This window comes from Plantactinospora sp. ZYX-F-223, from assembly GCF_039649625.1.
Classification (GTDB): Bacteria; Actinomycetota; Actinomycetes; order Mycobacteriales; family Micromonosporaceae; genus Plantactinospora.
The window spans coordinates 52031-73045 of record NZ_JBDJAV010000036.1 but is presented as its reverse complement, the minus strand read 5'-3'; the positions used below and the strand labels follow the sequence as shown (position 1 = coordinate 73045).

The window sequence follows — 21015 nt, the reverse complement described above, 5'->3', positions numbered from 1 at the left end:
CGTGTCCGCACCGTCCGACCGGCCCGACCTGCTCTTCCCGTCCGAGCCCAGCCAGCGGGCCATCGCCCGCGAGCTGTACGCGCTGGTCCGGGACCGGCCGCTGATCTCGCCGCACGGGCACGTGGACCCGGGCATCCTCGCCGACGACGTCGCCTTTCCGGACCCGGCGCGGCTGATCATCGTCCCGGACCACTACCTGACCCGGATGCTGCTCAGTCAGGGAGTCACCCCGGCCGAGCTGGGCGTACCGGCGGTGGACGGCGAGCCGGTCGAGACGGACGGCCGGACCATCTGGCGGCGGTTCGCGGCGCACTGGCACCTGTTCCGGGGTACCCCGAGCCGGCTCTGGCTGGAGGAGACCTTCCGGAACGTTTTCGGGATCGAGACCTTACTCTCCCCGGGCACCGCCGACGAGATCTACGACGCGATCGCGGCCCAGCTCGCCCAGCCGGAGTTCCGGCCCCGGGCGCTCTTCGAGCGGTTCAACATCGAGGTGCTGGCCACCACCGAGTCGCCGCTGGACGAGTTGGGCCGGCACGCCAAGCTGGCCGCCGACGGCTGGGGCGGCCCCGGCGGCCGGGTGATCACCACCTTCCGGCCGGACAACGTCGTCGACATGGAGTTCGACGGCTGGGCCGGCAACGTCGCCCGGCTCGGCGAGATCGCCGGCGAGGACACCGGCCGGTACCCCGGCTACCTCGCCGCGCTGCGCAAGCGCCGCGAGGCGTTCATCGCCGCCGGGGCCACCTCCACCGACCACGGCCACCCGACCGCGCTGACCCTGCGGCTGGGCGAGGCCGAGGCGAGCGCCCTCTACGAGCGCGGCCTGCGCGGCGAGGCCACCCCGGAGGACGCCGAGGCGTTCCGGGCGCACATGCTGGTCGAGTTCGCCCGGATGTCCATCGAGGACGGCCTGGTGATGCAGCTCCACCCGGGCTCGGTGCGCAACCACAACCGCTGGCTCTACGCCAAGCACGGGCGCGACGTCGGGGGTGACATCCCGCAGGCCACCGAATACCTGCACGCGCTCACCCCGCTGCTGGACGCGTACGGCAACGATCCCCGGCTGCGGGTCGTCGTCTACACGCTGGACGAGTACACCTTCACCCGGGAACTGGCCCCGCTGGCCGGCGGCTACGCGGCGCTCTACCTCGGCGCGCCCTGGTGGTTCCTGGACTCGCCCGAGGTGCTGCGCCGGTTCCGCGAGGCGGTCACCGAGACCGCCGGCTTCTACAACACCGCCGGATTCGTCGACGACACCCGGGCGTTCTGCTCGATCCCGGTCCGCCACGACGTGGCCCGGCGGATCGACGCCGGCTTCCTGGCCCGGCTCGTCGCCGAGCACCGGCTGCCGCTGGACGAGGCGGCCGAGACCATCGTCGACCTTGCCTACCACCTGCCCAAGAAGGTCTTCAAGCTCGGGAGCACTGACAAGTGACGGTTACCATCACCGGCGTCGACGTGCACGACGTGCGGTTTCCGACGGCGGCGGCCGGGGACGGCTCGGACGCGATCAACCGGGGCGACTACTCGGCCAGCTACGTCGAGTTGCGCACCGACGCACCGGACGGGACCTTCGGGGCCGGGTTCACCTTCACCAACGGCCGGGGCAACGAGCTGACCTGCGCCGCCATCCGGGCCCTTGCCCACCACGTGGTCGGCCGGTCTATGGCCGAGATCGTCGCGCGGCCGGTGGCGTTCTGGCGGTCACTCAGCGCCGACGTGCAGTTGCGCTGGCTGGGGCCGGAGAAGGGCGTCATCCACATGGCGACCGGCGCGCTGGTCAACGCGGTCTGGGACCTGCGGGCCAAGCTGGAGGGTAAACCGCTGTGGCGGCTGCTCGCCGAGATGCCGAGCGAGGAACTGGTCCGCAACATCGACTTCCACCACATCATCGACGCGATCAACCCGGCCGAGGCCGCCGCCATCCTGGACAAGGGGCAGGTCGGCCTGGCGGACCGGCTGGCCGAACTGGAGCGGGACGGGTTCCCGTCGTACACCACCTCGGTCGGCTGGCTCGGTTATCCGGACGACAAGGTCCGGGCGCTGACCCGGGAGGCGTACGCCCAGGGGTGGCGGGCGATGAAGATGAAGGTCGGCGGCCCGGTCGACGACGACGTACGCCGGGCGCGGATCATCCGCGAGGAGATCGGTCCGGACGCGCTGCTGATGATGGACGCCAACCAGGTCTGGGACGTCGACGAGGCGATCGCCAACATGTCGAGGCTGGTCGAGTTCGACCCGTACTGGATCGAGGAGCCGACGCACGCCGACGACGTACTGGGGCACGCCCGGATCGCCGAGGCGGTGACCGGGCTCTCCGGCGGGCGCTGCCGGGTCGCCACCGGCGAGGTGGCGGCGAACCGGGTCATCTTCAAGCAGCTCATGCAGGCCGAGGCGATCCGGGTCTGCCAGATCGACGCCTGCCGGATCGGCGGGGTCAACGAGGTGCTCTCGGTCATGCTGATGGCGGCGAAGTTCGGCGTGCCGATCTGCCCGCACGCCGGCGGCGTCGGCCTCTGCGAGTACGTCCAGCACCTGGCGATCTTCGACTACCTGCGGGTCGGCACCTCGCTGGACGGCCGGATGGTCGAGTACGTCGACCACCTGCACGAGCACTTCGTCGACCCGGTACGCACCCGTGGCGGCCGCTACCTCCTGCCGGAGCAGCCCGGTTACAGCTCCACGATGAAGCCCGACTCGATCGCCGAGTACTCCTTCCCGGACGGCCCGGTATGGGCGTGACCGTCGGCGCGTCGCGGCTGGGCCTCGGCGTGCTGCGCCGGCTGCCGGCGTCGAGCCGCCCGCTGGTCCGGCCCGGTGCCGTACCGGCCGGGATCGTGCACCTCGGGCTGGGTGCGTTCCACCGGGCCCACCAGGCGGTCTACACCGAGGAGGCGGTCGCGGCGGCCGGCGGCGACTGGGGCCTCATCGGGGTGGCACCGCGCAGCACCGACATGGTGACCAAGCTCGCCGCCCAGGACTGCCTGTTCAGCGTCACCAGCACCTCGGGAGCGGGCAACCAGACCCGGGTGGTCGGGGCGCTCGCCGGGGTCCGGCACGCGGCCAGCGACCCGGCGGCGATCGTCGCGCTGCTGGCCGATCCGGCGATCCGGGTGGTGACGCTGACGGTGACCGAGAAGGCGTACCAGCTCGATCCGGCGACCGGCCGGCTCCGCCCGGACGAGACGGTACTGGCCGACCTGACCACCGACCGGCCGCCGCAGACCGTGCCCGGCCTGCTGGTCCGGGGCCTGCTGGCCCGTTCAGTCGCCGAGGCCGGCCCGATCGCCCTGGTGAGCTGCGACAACCTGCCGTCGAACGGGGAGCGGCTGCACAGCCTGGTCGGCCAGGCACTCCAGGTGGTCGGTGCCGGCGCGGGCGGGCGGTCCGAACGGATCGCCGACTGGCTGCGCGGCAATGTCAGCTTCCCCGGCACCATGGTGGACCGGATCGTGCCGGCCAGCACCCCGCAGACCCTGGCCGACGCGCAGGCGGCGCTCGGGGTGAGCGACCTGGCGGCGGTGGCGGCCGAGCCGTACCGGCAGTGGGTGATCGAGGACCGGTTCCCGGGCGGGCGACCGGCCTGGGAGCGGGCCGGGGCGGTGCTCACCGACGACGCCGGCCCGTGGGAGCGGCTCAAGCTGCGGGCGCTGAACGGCGTGCACTCGGCAACGGCGTACCTGGGCGCGCTGGCCGGCCGGGAGACCATCGCCGAGGCGCTGGAGATTCCGCACCTGGCCGGGGTGCTGCGCCGGCTGATCGCCGAGGATGTGGCGAAAAGCTTCACCCCGCCGGACGGCGTCTCGGTGGTCGAGTACGGCGAGGAGGTGCTGGAGCGGTTCGCCAACCCGGTGATCCGGCACCGCACCATCCAGATCGCCATGGACGGCTCGCAGAAGCTGCCGCAGCGGGTGCTGCACACCATCGCGGACCTGCGCGCGGCCGGGGCCCGGCCCCGCTGGGCGGCCCTGGTGGTGGCGGCCTGGATGCGCTTCGCCCAGGGCCACGCCGACGACGGTACGTCGCTGCCCCTCGATGACCCGCTCGCCGACCGGATCCGGGCGGCCCTGGCCGCCGGGAAGGACTCCCCGGCCGGGGTGGTGGCGGCGCTGTTCGGGTTGACCGAGGTCTTCCCGGCGGAACTGGCCGCCGACGACGAGGTACGCGACCTGGTGGTCGAGTGGCTCACCGCGCTGGACCGGCACGGGGTGGAGAAGACGTTGGCGGGTGCGGCATGACCGGGGTCGGGGCGCCGCCGAGGGTGGCGCTGGTCGGGGCGAGCGGGCATGGGCTGTGGCACCGCCGGATCATCGCCCCGCTGCACGACGCCGGGAAGCTGGAGTTGGTCGCCTTGGTCGACGTACGCCCGGTGGAGGCGGCGCCGGACGCGCCGGTCCCGCCCGGCACGGGGATCTTCACCGACCACCGCGAGATGCTCGGTGCGGTACGCCCGGACGTGGTGGTGATCTGTACCCCGCCGCACACCCACCTGCCGATCGCGCTGGAGGCGATCCGGGTCGGCGCGGACCTGCTGCTGGAGAAGCCGCCGGTGCTCTCGCTGGCCGAGCACCGGATCCTGGCCGGCGCACTGGCCGAGGCGGGCCGGGTGGCCCAGATCGGCTTCCAGGCGCTCGGCTCGACGGCGTTGCACGAGCTGACCTCGGCGGTCACTGACGGCCGGCTGGGCCGGGTCACCGGCATCTCCACGGTGGCTTCCTGGCAACGCACCGACGGCTACTACGCCCGCGCTCCGTGGGCCGGCCGGCGCAGCCTGGACGGGCGGCCGGCGCTGGACGGCGTACTCGTGAATCCGCTGGCGCATGCGGTGATGCAGTGCCTGGCGGTGGCCAGGGCGGCGGTGGCGGCCGGCGCGGTCGCGCCGCTGGGCGCGGTCGATGGCGCGGCGCCGGACTGGCCGGCACAGGTCGAGCTGGAGCGCTACCGGACCCGGCCGATCGAGGTGGACGACACCGCCGCGCTGCGGGCAACCCTCGGCTGCGGCCTCCCGGTGCTGGCCGCGGTGACGCTCGCCGGTGAGGACTTCGTCGCCGGTGAGGTGATCGTGCACGGCACGACCGGCCGGGCGGTGCTGGAATACACCGCCGACCGGTTGACGCTGCCCGGTGATCCGGGGCCGCGCGACGTACCGGGCCGGGTGAACCTGCTGGAGAACCTGCTGGCGCACCGGGCCGACCCGGGCGGAGTGCCGCTGATCGCGCCGCTTGCCCGGACGGCGGCGTTCACCGCCCTGGTGCAGGCGGTCTCGGCCGCTCCGGAACCGGAGCTGGTCGGCGGGGAGCGGGTGGTGGCGACCGGCGCGGGGCCGGACCGGGTGTTGACGATCCGGGGAGTGAACGCGGTGCTGCGCCGGGCGGCGGCCGAGGGGGCGCTGCTGTCGGAGCTGGCTGTGCCGTGGGCGGTGAAGCCGCACCGGGCGGCGGTGGAGAGGGAGACGGGCGATGCGTGACGGCCGGACGTCCTGCGTGATAACGAACGACAGACTGCAAATCTCGGGGACAACTGTTCGATAGAAATCGGACCGAATATCCCTCTACTCGGCATACGGTCGCCGAGCAAATCGTTATTGCCTGTATTCAGTGCAACATACCTGCAAACAGAACGCATTGACACTTTTAAGTGCTGATACCTACCGTTCAATAACAAGAGGATTTCGTAGCCGTTACGAGATCCGGCAAACGGTAGACAGACGCGGAGAGTGGGATGCGATCGAGCAGGTTGACCGCCGCCGTGGTCGGCAGTCTTCTCGTGGTCTCCGGTGCCGTGCTGGCGGCGCCCGCGACGGCCGGCGCGCACGGGAAGGACGGAGTGTCCTGGGTGGCCCGTTCGCTGGGCCGGCAGGCGTTGCCGGCCGGTGACGGCTGGGCCGCCGCCGGCCCCGGCACCACCGGAGGCTCGGCGGCCACCCCGGACCAGGTGCACGTGGTCCGGACCAGGACCGAACTGGTGCAGGCACTGGGTGGCGACAACGCCACGAACAGGAGCAACGCTACTCCGAAGATCATCTATGTCGAGGGCGGGATCGACGGTTTCGAGGCCGCCGACGGGCGGCTGCTCGGCTGCGCCGACCTGGCCGACCCCGAGTACTCGCTCGACGCGTACCTGACCGCGTACGACCCGGCGACCTGGGGGCGGGTGGCGCCGTCCGGGCCACTGGAGCAGGCCCGGGTCCGGTCGGTGGCGAACCAGACCCGGCAGACCCAGATCAACGTCGGGCCGAACACCACCATCGTCGGGCTGCGCGGCGCCACGCTCACCGGGCTGACCCTGATGGTGGACACCGCCAACAACGTGATCGTGCGCAACCTGACCCTCGCCGACGCCCGGGACTGCTTTCCGGCGTGGTCGCCGACGGACTCCGACGCCGGCAACTGGAACTCCCAGTTCGACCTGATGTCGGTACGGCGCAGCGAGAACGTCTGGGTCGACCACAACACCTTCACCGACGGCGACAACCCGGACAGTGGGCTGCCGGTCTATTTCGGACGGCCGTACATGGTGCACGACGGGTCGCTCGACGTGACGCACACCGCCAGCCGGGTGACCGCCTCGTACAACCGGTTCGTCGCCCGGGACAAGGTGATGCTGATCGGCTCGTCGAACACCGTCGGCCCGGACGTGGGCCGGCTCAACGTCACGCTGCACCACAACCTCTTCGACGGCACGATGCAGCGGCTGCCCCGGGTGCGGTTCGGCCAGGTCGACATCTACAACAACGCCTACCGGCTCGCCGGTGACGCGTTCAGCTACGCGATCGGGGTCGGTGTGCAGTCGGCGGTCCACGCCGAGAACAACCACTTCACCCTCGGCTCCGGCGTCACCGCGGCGGACCTGCTCTACGACTGGGACGGCACGGTGCTCACTGAGCGGGGCAACTGGGTACGCGAGGGCCGGAAGCCGGCCCGGCCGGTGAGCCTGCTGGCCGCGTACAACGCCGAGCACGAGCCCGATCTGGGCGGCGACGCCGGGTGGACGCCGACGCTCCGGGCCGGGCCGGTGCTGCCCGCTCCACTCGTCCCGCTGGTGGTGCAGGCCCTGGCCGGAGCCGGTCGGCTGCCGGGATAGCTCCGGCCCCTCGATTCCACCGGTACCGCCGGTGGTGCGGACCCTCGCCGGAGCCGAACGGCGGCCGGTCCAGGGCTGACCCGGTCGTCCCACCGAGTCCAGCCCGCGGCGGCGCGGCGCCGCCGAGAACGCAGTACCCCACACCGCCGCCGTCGCCGCGCCGGCGGCGGCCCACCACCCCCACCACCACAGGGAGGCTCACTGTGCACGCCAACCAGTCCCGGGGACGACCGAGGTGGCGGCTGGTCGCCGTCGCGGGTGCGGCCGGAATGCTCGCCGCCGCCGCGATCACCGTCGCGATGCCGGCCGCCTTCGCCGATACCCTGCTCACCGACAACTTCGAGGACGGCAACTCCTCCGGCTGGTCGACCTCTGGCGGAAGCTGGGCGGTGGCTACCGACGGCAGCCGGGTCTACCGGCAATCCGGGCAGAGCAGCGACGCGCGTACCCTCACCGGCACCACCTCGTGGAGCGACTACGCGGTGCAGGCCCGGGTCAAGCCGACCGGGTTCAACGGTGCCAACCGGCACGTCGGGGTGATCGCCCGGGCGCAGAGCTCCAGCCGCTACTACGCGCTGGTGGTGACCAGCACCGGCGGGGTGCAACTGGTCAAGCGGGACGGCTCGGCGCCGGTGGCGCTGGCCAGCGGTTCCGGCGCGGTACCGGTGAACACCTGGGCCACGCTGCGGCTGGAGGCGACCGGCAGCACGCTGCGCGGGTACGTCAACGGCAGCCTGTCGGTGCAGGCCACCGACTCCGTACTCTCCGCCGGGCGGGTCGGTCTGGCCGCCTCGTACGCCAGCGCCTCCTTCGACGACGTCGAGGTGGCGACGGTGACGGGTACGCCGCCGACCGGTGGCCCGACCGGCGGGCCGACGCTGCCGCCGACCGGTCCGCCGCTCGACCCGGGCGCCCCGCCGATCGGCTTCGCCGGGGTCTTCGCGCTCGGCCAGAACGGCACCACCGGCGGGGCCGGCGGCCCGACGGTGACGGTCTCCACCGCCGCCGACTTCCTCACCGCGATCAGCCAGCCCGGCCCGCTGAACATCCGGGTGCAGGGCATGATCGCGCTGCCCGGCCCGATGCACGACGTGATGTCCGACAAGACCATCGTCGGGGTGGGCGCCAGCTCCGGGATCACCGGCGGCGGGCTGAACATCGGGCTGCCGGTCAGCGACGCGACCAGCCCACCGGCGAACGCCATCCACAACGTGATCGTCCGGAACCTGAACTTCCGGAACACCGTCGACGACGCGATCAACGTGCAGATGTTCTCGCACCACATCTGGATCGACCACAACGACCTGTCGGCCGGCTACGACGGCCTGATCGACGTCAAGCGGGGCGCCAGTTACGTGACGGTGTCGTGGAACCACACCCACCACCACACCAAGAACATGCTGCTCGGGCACGACGACAGCAACGCGGCGCAGGACACCGGATATCTGAAGGTCACGTACCACCACAACTGGTTCGACCGTACGCCGCAGCGCAACCCCCGGGTCCGGTTCGGCGACCCGGTGCACGTCTTCAACAACTACTTCGTCTACAACACCGACGTCGGGGTGGCCTGCCAGATGAACTCGGGCTGCGTGGTCGAGGGCAACTACTTCGAGGACGTCGAGGTGCCCTGGTCGATCAGCTACTCCGGGACCCGGGGCCGGCTGGTCGCCCGCAACAACGTGCTGGCCGGTACGAGCGAGCCGGGTGACTCCGGCGGCTCGGTGACCGAGCCGAGCAGCTACTACTCCTACACCGTCGCCGACCCGAACAGCATCCGGGCGACGGTGATGGCGGGCAGCGGCACCGGAAAGCTGCCCTTCTAGGGACCCCGCGCGCGGCGGTACCGGCCCCGCACCACCGCACCGCCGCGCGCGGTCCCGGCACAGGCCACTCCCGGTCGGTCTCGCACGCCAGCAGGCCGCCGGGCCGACCGCCTCCGCAGCCCCGTTCCCTCCGCACACCCGGCGTGTCGAGTCCGGCCGTCCTGGGCCGATCCGGCACTTGAAGATCGACAAACATCAATGTACAGCTCCGTGAATCCGAGGCCGGTGCCCGACAGGGCAAACACATAACCCGAGGAGGTTCCGTGAGTATCACCGAAACCCGGCGGAGACACCGTCGTGGTCTTCTGATCTCGACCGGCGCCGCGCTCGCCGCGGTCGCCCTCGCGGTCGGGATGGGCGCCACCGCCCAGGCCGCGACGCTCTTCTCCGACGACTTCGAGGACGGCAATGCCAGCGGCTGGACCACGTCCGGCGGCTCCTGGTCAGTGGCGACTGACGGCAGCCGGGTCTACCAGCAGGGTGGTAGCAGCAGCGACGCCCGGGCGCTGGCCGGCACCACGAGCTGGAGCAACTACACCGTGCAGACCCGGGTCAAGCCGACCTCGTTCAACGGCTCGAACCGGTTCGTCGCGGTGCTGGCCCGGGTGCAGAGCAACACCAGCTACTACTACCTGGCGCTGCGCAGCAACAACACCGTCGAGCTGAAGCGGCTCTCCGGCGGCTCCGCGACCACACTGGACACCGCCGGTGTGACGGTCGGGCTGAACAGCTGGTACACGCTGCGACTGGACGTCTCGGGCAGCTCGCTGCGCGGGTACGTCAACGGCACGCTGCTCACCGAGGGCACCGACAGCCAGTACGCCGCCGGCCGGGTCGGGGTGGCCACCTTCAACGCCACCGCCAACTTCGACGACGTACTGGTCAGCGACAGCGTGAGCACGCCGACCACCCCGCCGACCGGTGGCCCGACCACCACCCCGCCGCCGACCGGCAACCCCGGGACCAATGTGGCCGACGGCTGGGCCGGGGTCAACGCGCTCGGCCAGAACGGCACCACCGGCGGCGCGGGCGGCCCGACCGTCACCGTCACCTCGGCGGCGCAGTTCGTCACCGAGGCGGCCTCGGCCGGGCCGAAGATCATCCAGGTCAGCGGGATGATCGACCTGCCCGGCCCGATGCACGAGGTCAGCTCGGACAAGACGATCGTCGGAATCGGCGCCAACTCCGGCTTCACCGGCGGCGGCCTCAACATCGGCCTGCCGATCGACAACGGCATCACCTCGCCGCCGTCGAACGCGGTGCACAACGTCATCCTGCGGAACCTCAACTTCCGCAACTGGGACGACGACGCGGTGAACGTGCAGATGTTCTCGCACCACATCTGGATCGACCACAACACCTGGACGACCGGTGCCGACGGCGGCGTCGACGTCAAGCGCGGCTCGTCGTACGTGACGATCTCGTACAACCACGCGGACGGCACCGACAAGAACATGCTGCTCGGGCACGACGACGGCAACGCCGCGCAGGACGTCGGCTATCTGAAGGTGAGCTACCACCACAACTTCTTCGACAACACCAACCAGCGCAACCCCCGGGTGCGCTTCGGCGACCAGGTGCACATCTACAACAACTACTACCTGAACACCGGCAACTATGGTGTGGCGTCGACCGAGAACGCCGGCGTGATCGTCGAGGGCAACTACTTCGAGAACGTCGACGACCCGTACCACCTCGGTGAGGGGGACTCCGGGGACGGCCGGCTGGTGGCCCGGAACAACTGTCTGATCAACTCGGGCGCCGGCCAGACCGGCGGCAGCGTCAGCAACCCGCCGTACCCGTACACGGTGCAGACCGCCTGCGACATGAAGGCCGTGGTCTCCGCGCAGGCCGGCGTGGGCCGGGTCGGGCTGCCCGGCGGGCCGACCACGAACCCGACGACGCCCCCGCCCACCACTCCGCCGCCCACGACGCCGCCGCCGACCAGCGGCCCGCCGCAGACCGGCCTGATCGGCTGGGCCGCCCAGGCTGGTGGCACCACCGGCGGTGCGGGTGGATCCACGGTGACGGTGAGCAGCTTCGCCGACTTCCGGACCCAGGCGCAGGCATCGGGGGCCAGGACCATCCTGGTCAACGGCATGCTCAGCGGCTCGGGGACGGTGGAGATCACGGCGAACAAGACGATCCGGGGCGTCGGCGCGAACTCCGGCGTCTCCGGCACCACCCTCAACATCGAGGACATGGAGCCGGCCAACGTGATCATCCAGAACATGAACATCCGTGGTGTGCCCGGCGGGGACGCGATCCAGATCGAGAACGCGACGCACATCTGGATCGACCACAACACGCTGTCCAGCACCATCGAGGACGACCCCGACCACTACGACGGCATGATCGATATCACCCACGCCGGTGACTACATCACGCTGTCCTGGAACGTCGTCCGCAACCACTGGAAGACCTCGCTGGTCGGGCACTCCGACGGCAACTCCGGCGAGGACGTGGGTCACCTGCGGATCACGTACCACCACAACTGGTTCGACCGGACCTTCGAGCGCAGCCCCCGGGTGCGCTTCGGCGAGACGGTGCACGTCTTCAACAACTACTACTCCAACGTCAACAACAACGCCGACTCCTACGCCATCGCCTCCACGATGAACGCCGGGGTACTCGTCGAAGCCAACGTCTTCGAGAACGTGCAGCAGGCGTGCTGGTCGGCGAGCGGGTACGCGGACTCCGATCCCGGACGACTGGTGGCCCGGGACAACTCGCTGACCAACTCCGGCCCGTGCGAGGTCAACGGCTCGGTGGCCCCGGTCCCGTACGGCTACACCGCCGACAACGTCGGCACGGTCAAGGCATCCGTCACCGCGGGTGCGGGCGCGGGCAAGATCTGACCTCGCCGCACATCAGGCGCAGGTAGCGGGCCGGCGACCGGCATCGGTCGGTCGCCGGCACCCGCTACGTGACCTGACCAGGGCTTCGCCGGCGGCGCCCGGCACCGCGCGCTGGCGGGAGGTCCGTGGAAAACGATCGGGGCGGTCGCTTCTGAGGAGAAGCGACCGCCCCGACGCGGTGTGGTCCGGCCGGATCAGATCCGGTTGCCGGTCACGGCGTGGAACGCGTGGTTCCGACCGGTACGCGGCTTGACGTAGACGGTGTCACCCATGTTCGGCATGTGCCGGCGGTCGGTACGCACCACGAACCGCTCCGAGGTGCCGTCGATCGCGGCGTGGCCGTAGACGTTCGCGTCCGAGCCCAGGTCCTCGACCAGCTCGACGACGAGGGCGAGGCCGCCCTCGGTCTCCGAGACCAGGTCGCAGTCCTCCGGACGGAAGCCGACGGTCACCTTGCCGTTGCCGCCCTCGGCCTTGGCCGCGGCGATCTGCTCCCGGGTCAGCGGGATGGCCAGATCGGCGAACATCGCACCGTTGTCGGTCAGCGGCACGGTCTTGATGTTCATGGCGGGGGAGCCCATGAAGCCGGCGACGAAGACGTTGGCCGGGGTGTCGTAGAGCTCACGCGGGGTGTCGACCTGCTGGAGTACGCCGTCCAGCATGACCGCCACCCGGTGGCCCATGGTCATCGCCTCGACCTGGTCGTGCGTCACGTAGACGGTGGTGACGCCGAGCTTGGCCTGGAGCGTCGCGATCTGGGTACGGGTCTGCACCCGGAGCTTGGCGTCCAGGTTGGACAGCGGCTCGTCCATCAGGAAGACCTGGGGCTCGCGGACGATCGCCCGGCCCATCGCGACCCGCTGGCGCTGACCACCGGAGAGCGCCTTGGGCTTGCGGCTGAGGTAGTCCTCCAGCTGGAGCAGGGCGGCCGCTTCCTTGACCCGCCGGTCGATCTCCGACTTCGAGGTCTTCCGGAGCTTCAGCGCGAACGCCATGTTCTCGTAGACGGTCATGTGCGGGTAGAGCGCGTAGTTCTGGAAGACCATCGCGATGTCGCGGGCCTTCGGCGGCAGGTGGGTGACGTCCCGGGTGTCGATGTAGATCGAGCCGTCGTCGACGTCTTCCAGCCCGGCGAGCATCCGCAGGCTGGTGGACTTGCCGCAGCCGGAGGGGCCGACCAGGACGAGGAACTCGCCGTCGCCGATCTCCAGGTCGAGGTGGTCGACCGCCGGGCGCTCCGTACCCGGGTAGATCCGGGTGGCTTTCGAGTAGGTGACCGTAGCCATGGTGCAGCGCTTCCTTTCACCGGCAGGAACGTGCCGGACGATCCGAGTGAAAGAGCGACCGGCGCGTTGCCGCACCGGTCCGTGGAAGGCATCCGGGCAGCCGTGGGCAGCTCGGGTGTCATCCGCGTCACGCCACGGTAAACGGGTTTTTCTCACATGCCAAGGTCGGGGGCCTTTCCTGGGATGTATCTGACGAACATTTCGGGCATCTGGGCATGCTCCACCACCAAGCGCGTGGGGTGCCGGCCGGTGTCGGGTATCGGAATCGGTGCCGCCCATGGTAGGAGGGCATCTGTGGCTATGCTGACCACGAACATGCGCCCCTGTAGCTCAGTTGGCCAGAGCACTCGCCTTGTAAGCGAGTGGTCGTCGGTTCGAGTCCGACCGGGGGCTCCAACTACACCAGGCGTTCCGCGACGGGAGCCCGTCCGGTCGGCCGGGTTGACAGCAGCGCTGATCATGACAGCCGCCCGTCGAGCTTGCCGAGCGCCTGACGCATGGCGTCAAGGTTGGCGTGAGCGTAGACCTTGAGAGTGATCTTCACGTCGGCATGCCGGGCGGTGGCCTGCACGACATGTGGCGGGACGCCCAGTTCCATCAACAGCGAGACGACGGTGTGCCGTAGGTCGTGCAGACGGACGCCGGGCAGGGCCGGCGGTCTCCCGGAGCCGGGCAAAGGCGTGGCTCAGGTTGCTCGGTTCGATCCGGGTTCCTCGCTGAGAAGGGAAGACGAGGCCGTGGTCCTCTCAGACCTCGGCCAGGGCGGCCCCGTTCGATCTACTGGCGTTCCTAGTGGTTGAGCAGGGCGAGCCAGGTCACTTCGGGTAGTGGTAGCACCGCTTCGGAGTCCTTGGTCTTGGCGTCCAGGACGTGGAGATGTCCAGCGACCCGCTGAACCGTCTGCTGCAGCATCTGTACGTCCTCAAGGCGGCCCGCAACGGGCCGCGCGCGTCGCCGCCTGGGCGCGCTTCCGACGCTCCGCTGTTGCTCTACGGCCACGCAAGACGCCCGTCGACTGGCGCGGAGAGCGGGAAGCCCGGGGCCGCCGCGGACGGTGGCGAGGGTGGTCGAGGTTCAGGGGCCGGCAGCCGGCCGGGGCGCGGCGGCCGTCGCACCGCCGCGCCGCAGGGGCGAGTCACCGCCGGACGTGGTGGGGATGCGGCGCGGCGGGGCCGTCCCTCCAGCCTCAAGGGCGCTTCGCGGTCGCTACGCGACGGCCCTGCGGGCCACCCTTGACCCCGGAGCCTCTGCGACCCCTCGGGCCGGCGTTGCCGGCAGGCGGGAGCCTGCCTGGGTTACACGCGCCGCATCCCCACCACGCCCTCGTCGCGCGAAGCCAGCGCTTGTATGTCTGTCAACAAACTCTTGACCCCTCATGAGCGCCCACGACTAGTCATTATGACGACCGTCATTTCGCGTCCTATGCGGTCCTTCGTCCGGATTTGTATCGGTTGACATCCGATGTGACGCCATACGACCATCAGAGCTTTCCAATCACGTCAGGCCGCCGAGCAGCTTTGTCAGCCCTAGCGGGAGACCCCTTGAATCCGGTACAAGTCAGGCATGTAAAGGAAGCTCTGAGCAGGACCTTTCGCGATTTGATCGACATAAGTGATCTCGCGACTAAGCCCGAGACTGACAAAGAGAGTGGGTTTTTAAGCAGGGCCCTGGCCGCACTCGCGGTGCAAATAGAAACAGGCTGCTCGGAGCAGCAGGCGGCCCAAACTATAATTGACGGCTACGATGATCAGGGGATCGACGCGGTAGCAGTTTCCGGCCCAGGAAAGGCGCCCCGGATCTGGCTAGTGCAGTCGAAGTGGAGTCACAAAGGAACGGCGGGATTCAAGCAGGATGAGGCGCTGAAGTTTCTGCGAGGCCTTGACAAGATTCTTAATGCCGAATATCACTTGTTCAATTCCAAGTTTCAGGCGGCGGCAGATAAGGTTGACACAGCCCTTGGAAATTCGAAGGTGCAGGTGACCCTTGTCCATGCACTTCTCGGCGATACGACGCTAAATCCTCAGGTCCAGATGGTGATTGATGAGGAGTGCGCTAAGCTGAATTTTGCTCGACCCTTTGTGGATGTTCGTGTGCTCGGACTGAAGCATTTCCACCGCGCCATCCTCGGTGACGTTGCCGAGCCGAAAATCAATCTAGACGCTAGGATAGAGGGCTGGAGCTTCCAGCGCGAGCCGTACGAAGCCTACTACGGAACGATTTCCGTTGTCGACGTTGCGACGTGGTACGAAGAGCACGGCCGAGCGTTGTTCTCAAAGAACATCAGAGACTCGCTAGATCTGACTGAAGTGAACACCGGAATCACCGAGACCCTTCTGTCTGCACCGGAAAATTTCTGGTACTTCAACAATGGCATAACTATCTTGTGCGATAGCGTTGGAAAGACGCCACGGTTCCTGAGCGCTCCTGGTGGCGTCGGAGAGTTCCAGCTCGTCGGCGCCAGTGTAGTGAACGGCGCACAGACCGTTGCGGCGGTACATCGAGCGCTCAAACAACGGCCTGACTCGGTCAACCCGGGTAAGGTGCTCGTCAGATTTATATCGCTAGAGAATTGTCCTGAAGAGTTCGGAACAGAGGTTACTAAGAAGACAAATACGCAAAACCAAGTCGAAACCCGAGACTTTGCCGCTCTCGACCAGGACCAGATTAGGCTGCGCGAGGATTTTGCGGTTGCGTTGCAAAAGACGTATGCAATAAAGCGAGGCGAGCGGGAGCCAGAGGCCGACACAGGATGTTCAATCGTCGAGGCAGCGATCGCGCTTGCCTGTGCTCATCGAAGCGCCGAGCACGCCGCCAGAGCAAAGAGGGATGAGGATCTTCTCTGGGAACGTAAGACCTATTCCGCAGTTTTTGGCCGCCATCCAAACGCCTACCGGGTTTGGCGGTCGGTCCTGGTGCTACGGAAAGTCCGGGAGTCCCTTGGGAGGCTAGACGAGGATTTCTTGGGACGAGGCTCGGCTGTGGCAGCGTACGGCGATCTTTTGGTTACGCACCTGGTCTTTCAGGGCCTCAACACAAGCGGCATTGACGACCGGGAGACTGATTGGGATTCCCGGATGCAAGAGATCCCTGGACTCGCCAAGAGCGCTCTGGAGTGGTTGATCGATAGCATTGACGTGGAGTTTGGATCCTCCAGCCACGTAATCGCGACTTGTCGTAGCGCAGAGCGCAGTCAAGCGGTTGCGGAGCGGGCTCAAGCGGGCATGGCGACCGGGAAGGTACCGACTCTGCCATCTTCCTATCGGTCTTCGAACGTCGAAGGGACCGCTCGCCGAGCCACCGCCGTCTCTGTGCTTATCGACACGGGATTTATTCCTGAAGGCACCGTCTTGGAGTTCCGTCCAGCCCACAAGCTTGAGCGCAAGGCGCTGGCAACGTGGCTCGCTGAGGACCCGCACCGCGGCCAAGCCGTCTGGACCAACAGTCGAACAGCGCCGCTGCTGTGGGCTGTAGACGGTCAGGGTTATTCACCCTCCGGCCTCGTCACCGACATGATCGAAGAGGCCACAGGCAAGCGACCTCGTGCTATCCAAGGCACCAGCCGCTGGTTCTGGCCCGGCAAGGGTTCCCTCGTGGAGCTGGCGGACGTGGCCCGGAGTGAGGACGAAGTCTGAGGTCTGGACCTGGGCGGACCATGCGGCGCGAGGCGGCCTAAAGAAGCGCTGTGTGGTCGGGCTGTGGTCGAGGCTGAGGCAAGGGGAGCAGGCCCATCCCAAGAAGGTTGTTCACGACCGCATCGATGCTGACATGCCCCGATAGTAGTTGATCGATGAAAGGCTCAACTCGCCTGCGGACGCTCTGGTCAGTGATACGCGGGAGCACCACCTTGGCTAAGTCCTCTGTTGCGATTTCGGCGAGCCCATCAGCGCCACGAGCCAATCCCCTCATTTGTACCCGATAAGCTTCTGAACAGAGGCCCACGACTAGATCTAGCAAGTAGTCCGCCGCGTCGTCTTTGACACGCAATCTATGCATTCCGTTTGTGACGATGAGACTGTCGGCATCACGTCCTACCAAAAACCACTTCCGGACGCTGTTTCGAATGCCCCCAACGAAGATATCGCCCGGTTCGGCCAAGTGGCGTGCACGCTGTGGAAGCTCCCAGCCCCGACGCTCATGCCACCTAAAGGAACCCGTTTCGACATCTTGAATCTCAACATGCCGATAGATCTGGGAGGCTTGAAGTCGCAAACGTTGGCCAAAGCTGGAGGTTCGCTCGGGGATGAAGCGGGCGATGTCACCCACGGCGAAGTGTTCCCGGGACTTGATTTGTGTCCGAAGTTCAGAAAACTTTCGGCAGAGCCTTTTCGGGTCTAGGGTTCGATAAGGGTCCCTCGTTACGTCCCCTATGGGAACAGCCCAACCGGGTTCGGCCAAGTCGGCGGAGGCACTGGGAACGTTTACGGTGAGCCAGGGAGAATAAGCGGTTGCGTCACTGGTCCTGATGCGGGAGAGGGTTTCTTCAAAGTCACTGTCAGGGATTAGCCGGCCTTCGTCATCGAGGAGAAAGGTCCCGTCAGTCGCATCGCGACGGAACAGCGGTGCGGCCTTCTTGTCGCCAGTCATCCAGCCGACACGGTCGATAATCTCCACGCACATGTCGTAAGCATCGTCAACGGTAGACTCCCGAAGGGGCTCAGACCTCTTCTCGCAAAATATTACACTTGCGGATACGTCTGCTCCTGAGCCCTTAAAGGTGAATCGAGGAAGTGCGACGATCACCATGATTCGGCAATGCCTCAGGATCCACTCTCGTAGGGCGGCATATTTGATCGACCGATTTCCGAGATAGCCGTTGGGAACCACAAGAGCCATTCGGCCCTCCGGTCGGAGCATTCGAACGCATGCCTCTGCGAATAAGATTCCGCTTTCCTGGGCCTCAAGGACATTCTCAGTCCTCTCGAAGCCCGTATCCGTTAACGTCCACTCGTGGCCAAGGTCGTACAGTGCAAGGGTATTCCTATTTCTCTCTACAATTTTTGCTCCGAATGGCGGATTGCAGATCACGACCTCAGTGGACTCGGTGTTGTCCTTGATGTTGGCTAGCGAGTCTTCTTGTCGAATATTGCTTCTGCCGTCGCCATTAAGAATCATGTTGAAGGTGGCCACCTGGACTGCCTCGGCCGAGACGTCGCTACCCCAAATATTGTTTGCGTAGTTGGGCCACTTCTCAGCCCCGCGCCTATAGGCGGCGGTAAGGAAGTCCGCACTACCGCAGGCAGGATCCTTCACGTGTTCCCCGAATTTGGGGTTCAGTACCTCTACAATGAATTCCGTAAGCGCGGTAGGCGTGAAGTACTGCGCCAGATCCCACTTATAAATGTGCCGCGCGAAGTACATATAGAAGTCTTGAATTACACTGCGCCTCATCGAGACGATTTTCGCGGGGGCGAGGATCTTGGCGATTTCGACGAGTGTCTCGGCGGTCACCGGCAGGGCTGGGGGAATCGGCTCGGGGAGGAACTTTTGGTAATAGCTGACCGCTCTCGCGAGAAGTCTGTTCGACTCTTTGAGTGCGACGCCAGCGGGAATCCCCAGTGCTGCGAAATCTTGGAGCGTTAGGGGTTCGTCCGGCGCATCCTGATGCTCGTGTTCGTCGTGTAGCTTCGCAAGCAAAAGTTGAAACATGATCGTAAAACGCTTGATTGGACCGATTGCCGAAGCGTGGAGAATGTCCTCGATTCTGGCGAAGATTCCAAGAAGTGGCTTCTGGTCATCAATTGTTGCGAACGTCAGTGGGCGAGTCCCGGGAGTTCCGCCGAAGGGTGGGAGTGTTGCAAGCGGGGACTCCTGGTAGTGCTTGACATCGGCGATCCGCTCTAGCCAGTATATCCGTTGCTCCACGTCATCCCAGTAGAGTGCGACGCAGTTGCTACGTCCGGCGAAATCTAGCATCGGCTTGACTTGGAAGGCTGTAGCCTTGGCGGATTCTGCGTTGTCGCGTTTGATCTCGGCTAGCACTAAGGCGTGGCTCAGAACGACATCAGGATCGCTTGTATCGATTGTGGCGACAGGCGCATCTAGTACGACGAAATCAGCGCGGAAGCTATTCCGCCCACTGTTTCCAAAGCGCTTGATCACAGCCTCAATGAGAAAGTTTTCCTTTGGATACCCACGTCGAATCAGGTGCCTGATTGCATCAACACGGAACCGCTCCTCGCTCGGAGTAAGTCCGTCCTTACTGCGCGCCCTGGCCTTCAGGCGGCCTCTGATTGGACATACCAGAGTGAGCCCGTTCGACATGCGCGCCGTTCTCCTAGTTCGCTGTCTGTAGCGCCCCGTGACCGCCCCGGTTGGGACAGACTTGACAGTCTTCCACTTCGGCCGAGAGCCGTCTGCCGACGCTCCGTGGCAATCCCGTTCACCTGAGACTGCCATACTCACCAACCTCGTGGAACGGCAGCCTGGCAGGAGCTGCGTTCCCCGACCCCTCGGCAGCAGGCCAAAGGGCCAGGTGGGTAGCTGCCGGGGCAAGTCGGTAGGCAGCAGTGAGGTGGGCCGCAGCCCACTCGTCGCCGGCGGCGAGAGTGAGGGCTTGGTTGGCGGTATGTGCGGGCTTAGCCCGCCTGACGCTGCCTGGCTCAGACCAGCAACCTGAGTAGGCCTCCCTGGGGCAGGGGTTCGGCTGCCCTTGACCGAACGGCTTCGACAGCAACGAGGCCGAACGGCGACGCCCAGACGAACACCGGGGTGCGGCCCGGTCCAAGCCGGCGACCGTTCGCGAACACGCACGGGCATGCTGAACAGAGCTTGTAAGCGAGTGCTCGTCGGTTCGAGTCCGACCGAGGGCTCTCATACCCTCTCACTCACAGGAATGTCGGTAAGCCTGACGGAGAGGCAAACCGACCGATGGTTGAAGACCATTCGCTTACCGCCCAGCCGAGGATGCCGGGCAGGCCCGGCGGCCGGGGACGGTAGGCGACATGACAAATCGCCACCCACGCGTCCCTTGTCCCGACCCCCGGCCGCCGCTACGCGGCCTGGCTGAACTCCTGGCACCTTGCCCTGGCTGCACAGAACCGAGACCGCAGCAGTGCGGTCGCCCGCCGGATGGTGTCCCGGTCGACGGCGAACTCGTGGCCGATCCGGGCGCCCGGCGGAGCATCGTCCCGGATTGCCGCTCACCGGACGTGATCCGTCCTCGCAGCTCAGCAGCGAGCTGGCGATGGCGCGGCATACCTGAGTGAGGTCGACCACAAGCCAGACCTGCGAAGGCACGTACGGATGTCCGGCGGGGCGGTTGGTCGCACATCAAACTTGCTCCTTCGGTCAGTCGGCGAAGACTTACGTGATGTGGATCTGTACCGGTTGCCCGTCGGCCGAGTCCTGAGCCAGCAGTACCCCATCGACCGTGTACTGGCGCCTCGAGTCGGCCAGGCGCAGCGTTCGGGTCAATGCGTCGGTGCGGTCCCGCCCGGGCAGCCGCTCCGGCGCGGCGGCGCCGTCCTCCGTCAGGTTGAACGTCATCCGCTTCACTCGCGCTCGCCACCCATCCCGGTGATCCGGCGCAGGTCCTCCGGCGTCGGCGTCAACCGCAGGATCTTTACCGAGTCCGGTACCGCGTCCTCGCCGACCACGTTCAGCCACGTCCCGGCGAGCTGGCCCCGGCCGCAGTCTGGCAGCCCGCACGGCCGGCAGCCGTCGACCGTGCGCGGCCAGTGTGCAGTCATCACCTGGCGGGCCACCACCGTGACGAGCCGGCGCCGTTCCGGGTCCGGTGTCACCAACCGGTCCGTGACGACCACCCAGAGCGCCCACTCGGCAGTCGGGCACCAGGTGCCCCGGCAGCCGCCGCACTCCCGGCCCTCGGCGTGCGTGGTGATCGTCGCCCAGGCCCAGTCGACGGCGAGACCCGGCGCGCTCTCCGGAACCATGCTCACCGGTCGGGTCCGGCTACCCGATGCCACCGGCCGCCGACGCGTCGGTAGTCCCGGACGCGTG

General features: G+C 67.3%; 14 protein-coding genes and 1 tRNA gene. 9 read left to right on the top strand and 6 right to left on the bottom strand.

What is annotated here, in order from left to right; genetic code table 11:
• The first annotated feature begins 1 nt into the window (after window position 1).
• The 7 genes from uxaC (at window position 2) to AAH979_RS30595 (ending at window position 11770) form a co-directional block, all read left to right on the top strand.
• Window positions 2–1438 carry a glucuronate isomerase gene (uxaC, locus tag AAH979_RS30625; RefSeq protein ID WP_346261613.1) on the top strand — a complete coding sequence of 479 codons (1437 nt, stop codon included), beginning with the start codon at window positions 2–4 and terminating at the stop codon, window positions 1436–1438.
• Window positions 1435–2745 carry an enolase C-terminal domain-like protein gene (locus AAH979_RS30620; RefSeq protein WP_346261612.1) on the top strand — a complete coding sequence of 437 codons (1311 nt, stop codon included), beginning with the start codon at window positions 1435–1437 and terminating at the stop codon, window positions 2743–2745. The genes uxaC and AAH979_RS30620 overlap by 4 nt, the downstream gene beginning before the upstream one ends.
• Window positions 2736–4241: a mannitol dehydrogenase family protein gene (locus tag AAH979_RS30615; RefSeq protein WP_346261611.1), complete on the top strand. Its 1506-nt coding sequence runs from the start codon at window positions 2736–2738 to the stop codon at window positions 4239–4241. The genes AAH979_RS30620 and AAH979_RS30615 overlap by 10 nt, the downstream gene beginning before the upstream one ends.
• A complete protein-coding gene (locus AAH979_RS30610; protein ID WP_346261610.1) occupies window positions 4238–5470 on the top strand; it encodes a Gfo/Idh/MocA family oxidoreductase in 1233 nt (410 codons plus the stop codon). The genes AAH979_RS30615 and AAH979_RS30610 overlap by 4 nt, the downstream gene beginning before the upstream one ends.
• 254 nt (window positions 5471–5724) lie before the next feature.
• Complete coding sequence (locus AAH979_RS30605; protein ID WP_346261609.1) at window positions 5725–7086, top strand: pectate lyase; 1362 nt, start codon at window positions 5725–5727, stop codon at window positions 7084–7086.
• A 203-nt stretch (window positions 7087–7289) separates the two neighbouring features.
• Window positions 7290–8912 (top strand): family 16 glycoside hydrolase, encoded by a 1623-nt coding sequence (locus AAH979_RS30600; protein ID WP_346261608.1) that lies wholly within the window; start codon window positions 7290–7292, stop codon window positions 8910–8912.
• A gap of 263 nt (window positions 8913–9175) precedes the next feature.
• Entirely contained in the window at window positions 9176–11770 is a 2595-nt protein-coding gene (locus AAH979_RS30595; RefSeq protein WP_346261607.1) for a family 16 glycoside hydrolase, read from the top strand.
• 194 nt (window positions 11771–11964) lie between these two features.
• On the opposite strand, the gene ugpC is transcribed toward AAH979_RS30595, so the two are convergent.
• Complete coding sequence (gene ugpC, locus AAH979_RS30590) at window positions 11965–13056, bottom strand: sn-glycerol-3-phosphate ABC transporter ATP-binding protein UgpC (RefSeq protein WP_346261606.1); 1092 nt, start codon at window positions 13054–13056, stop codon at window positions 11965–11967.
• A gap of 319 nt (window positions 13057–13375) precedes the next feature.
• Between ugpC and AAH979_RS30585 the strand changes: the two genes are divergently transcribed.
• Window positions 13376–13452, top strand: a tRNA-Thr gene (locus tag AAH979_RS30585).
• A 61-nt stretch (window positions 13453–13513) separates the two neighbouring features.
• Here AAH979_RS30585 and AAH979_RS30580 read toward each other — a convergent pair.
• Both AAH979_RS30580 and AAH979_RS30575 read right to left on the bottom strand, forming a co-directional pair.
• Window positions 13514–13654 carry a hypothetical protein gene (locus AAH979_RS30580; protein WP_346261605.1) on the bottom strand — a complete coding sequence of 47 codons (141 nt, stop codon included), beginning with the start codon at window positions 13652–13654 and terminating at the stop codon, window positions 13514–13516.
• 191 nt (window positions 13655–13845) lie between these two features.
• On the bottom strand, window positions 13846–13968 hold the full coding sequence (locus AAH979_RS30575; RefSeq protein WP_346261604.1) for a hypothetical protein: 123 nt from the start codon (window positions 13966–13968) through the stop codon (window positions 13846–13848).
• Window positions 13969–14654: 686 nt separating this feature from the next.
• Between AAH979_RS30575 and AAH979_RS30570 the strand changes: the two genes are divergently transcribed.
• Window positions 14655–16688: an AIPR family protein gene (locus AAH979_RS30570; RefSeq protein ID WP_346261603.1), complete on the top strand. Its 2034-nt coding sequence runs from the start codon at window positions 14655–14657 to the stop codon at window positions 16686–16688.
• 37 nt (window positions 16689–16725) lie between these two features.
• On the opposite strand, the gene AAH979_RS30565 is transcribed toward AAH979_RS30570, so the two are convergent.
• From AAH979_RS30565 to AAH979_RS30555, 3 genes are all read right to left on the bottom strand, one after another.
• A complete protein-coding gene (locus AAH979_RS30565; RefSeq protein ID WP_346261602.1) occupies window positions 16726–19317 on the bottom strand; it encodes an N-6 DNA methylase in 2592 nt (863 codons plus the stop codon).
• 1041 nt (window positions 19318–20358) lie between these two features.
• On the bottom strand, window positions 20359–20541 hold the full coding sequence (locus AAH979_RS30560) for a hypothetical protein (protein WP_346261601.1): 183 nt from the start codon (window positions 20539–20541) through the stop codon (window positions 20359–20361).
• Between the two features lie 5 nt (window positions 20542–20546).
• The gene (locus AAH979_RS30555; RefSeq protein ID WP_346261600.1) at window positions 20547–20954 is read right to left on the bottom strand and encodes a hypothetical protein; all 408 of its coding nucleotides are present in this window, start codon (window positions 20952–20954) and stop codon (window positions 20547–20549) included.
• Window positions 20955–21015: the final 61 nt, after the last annotated feature.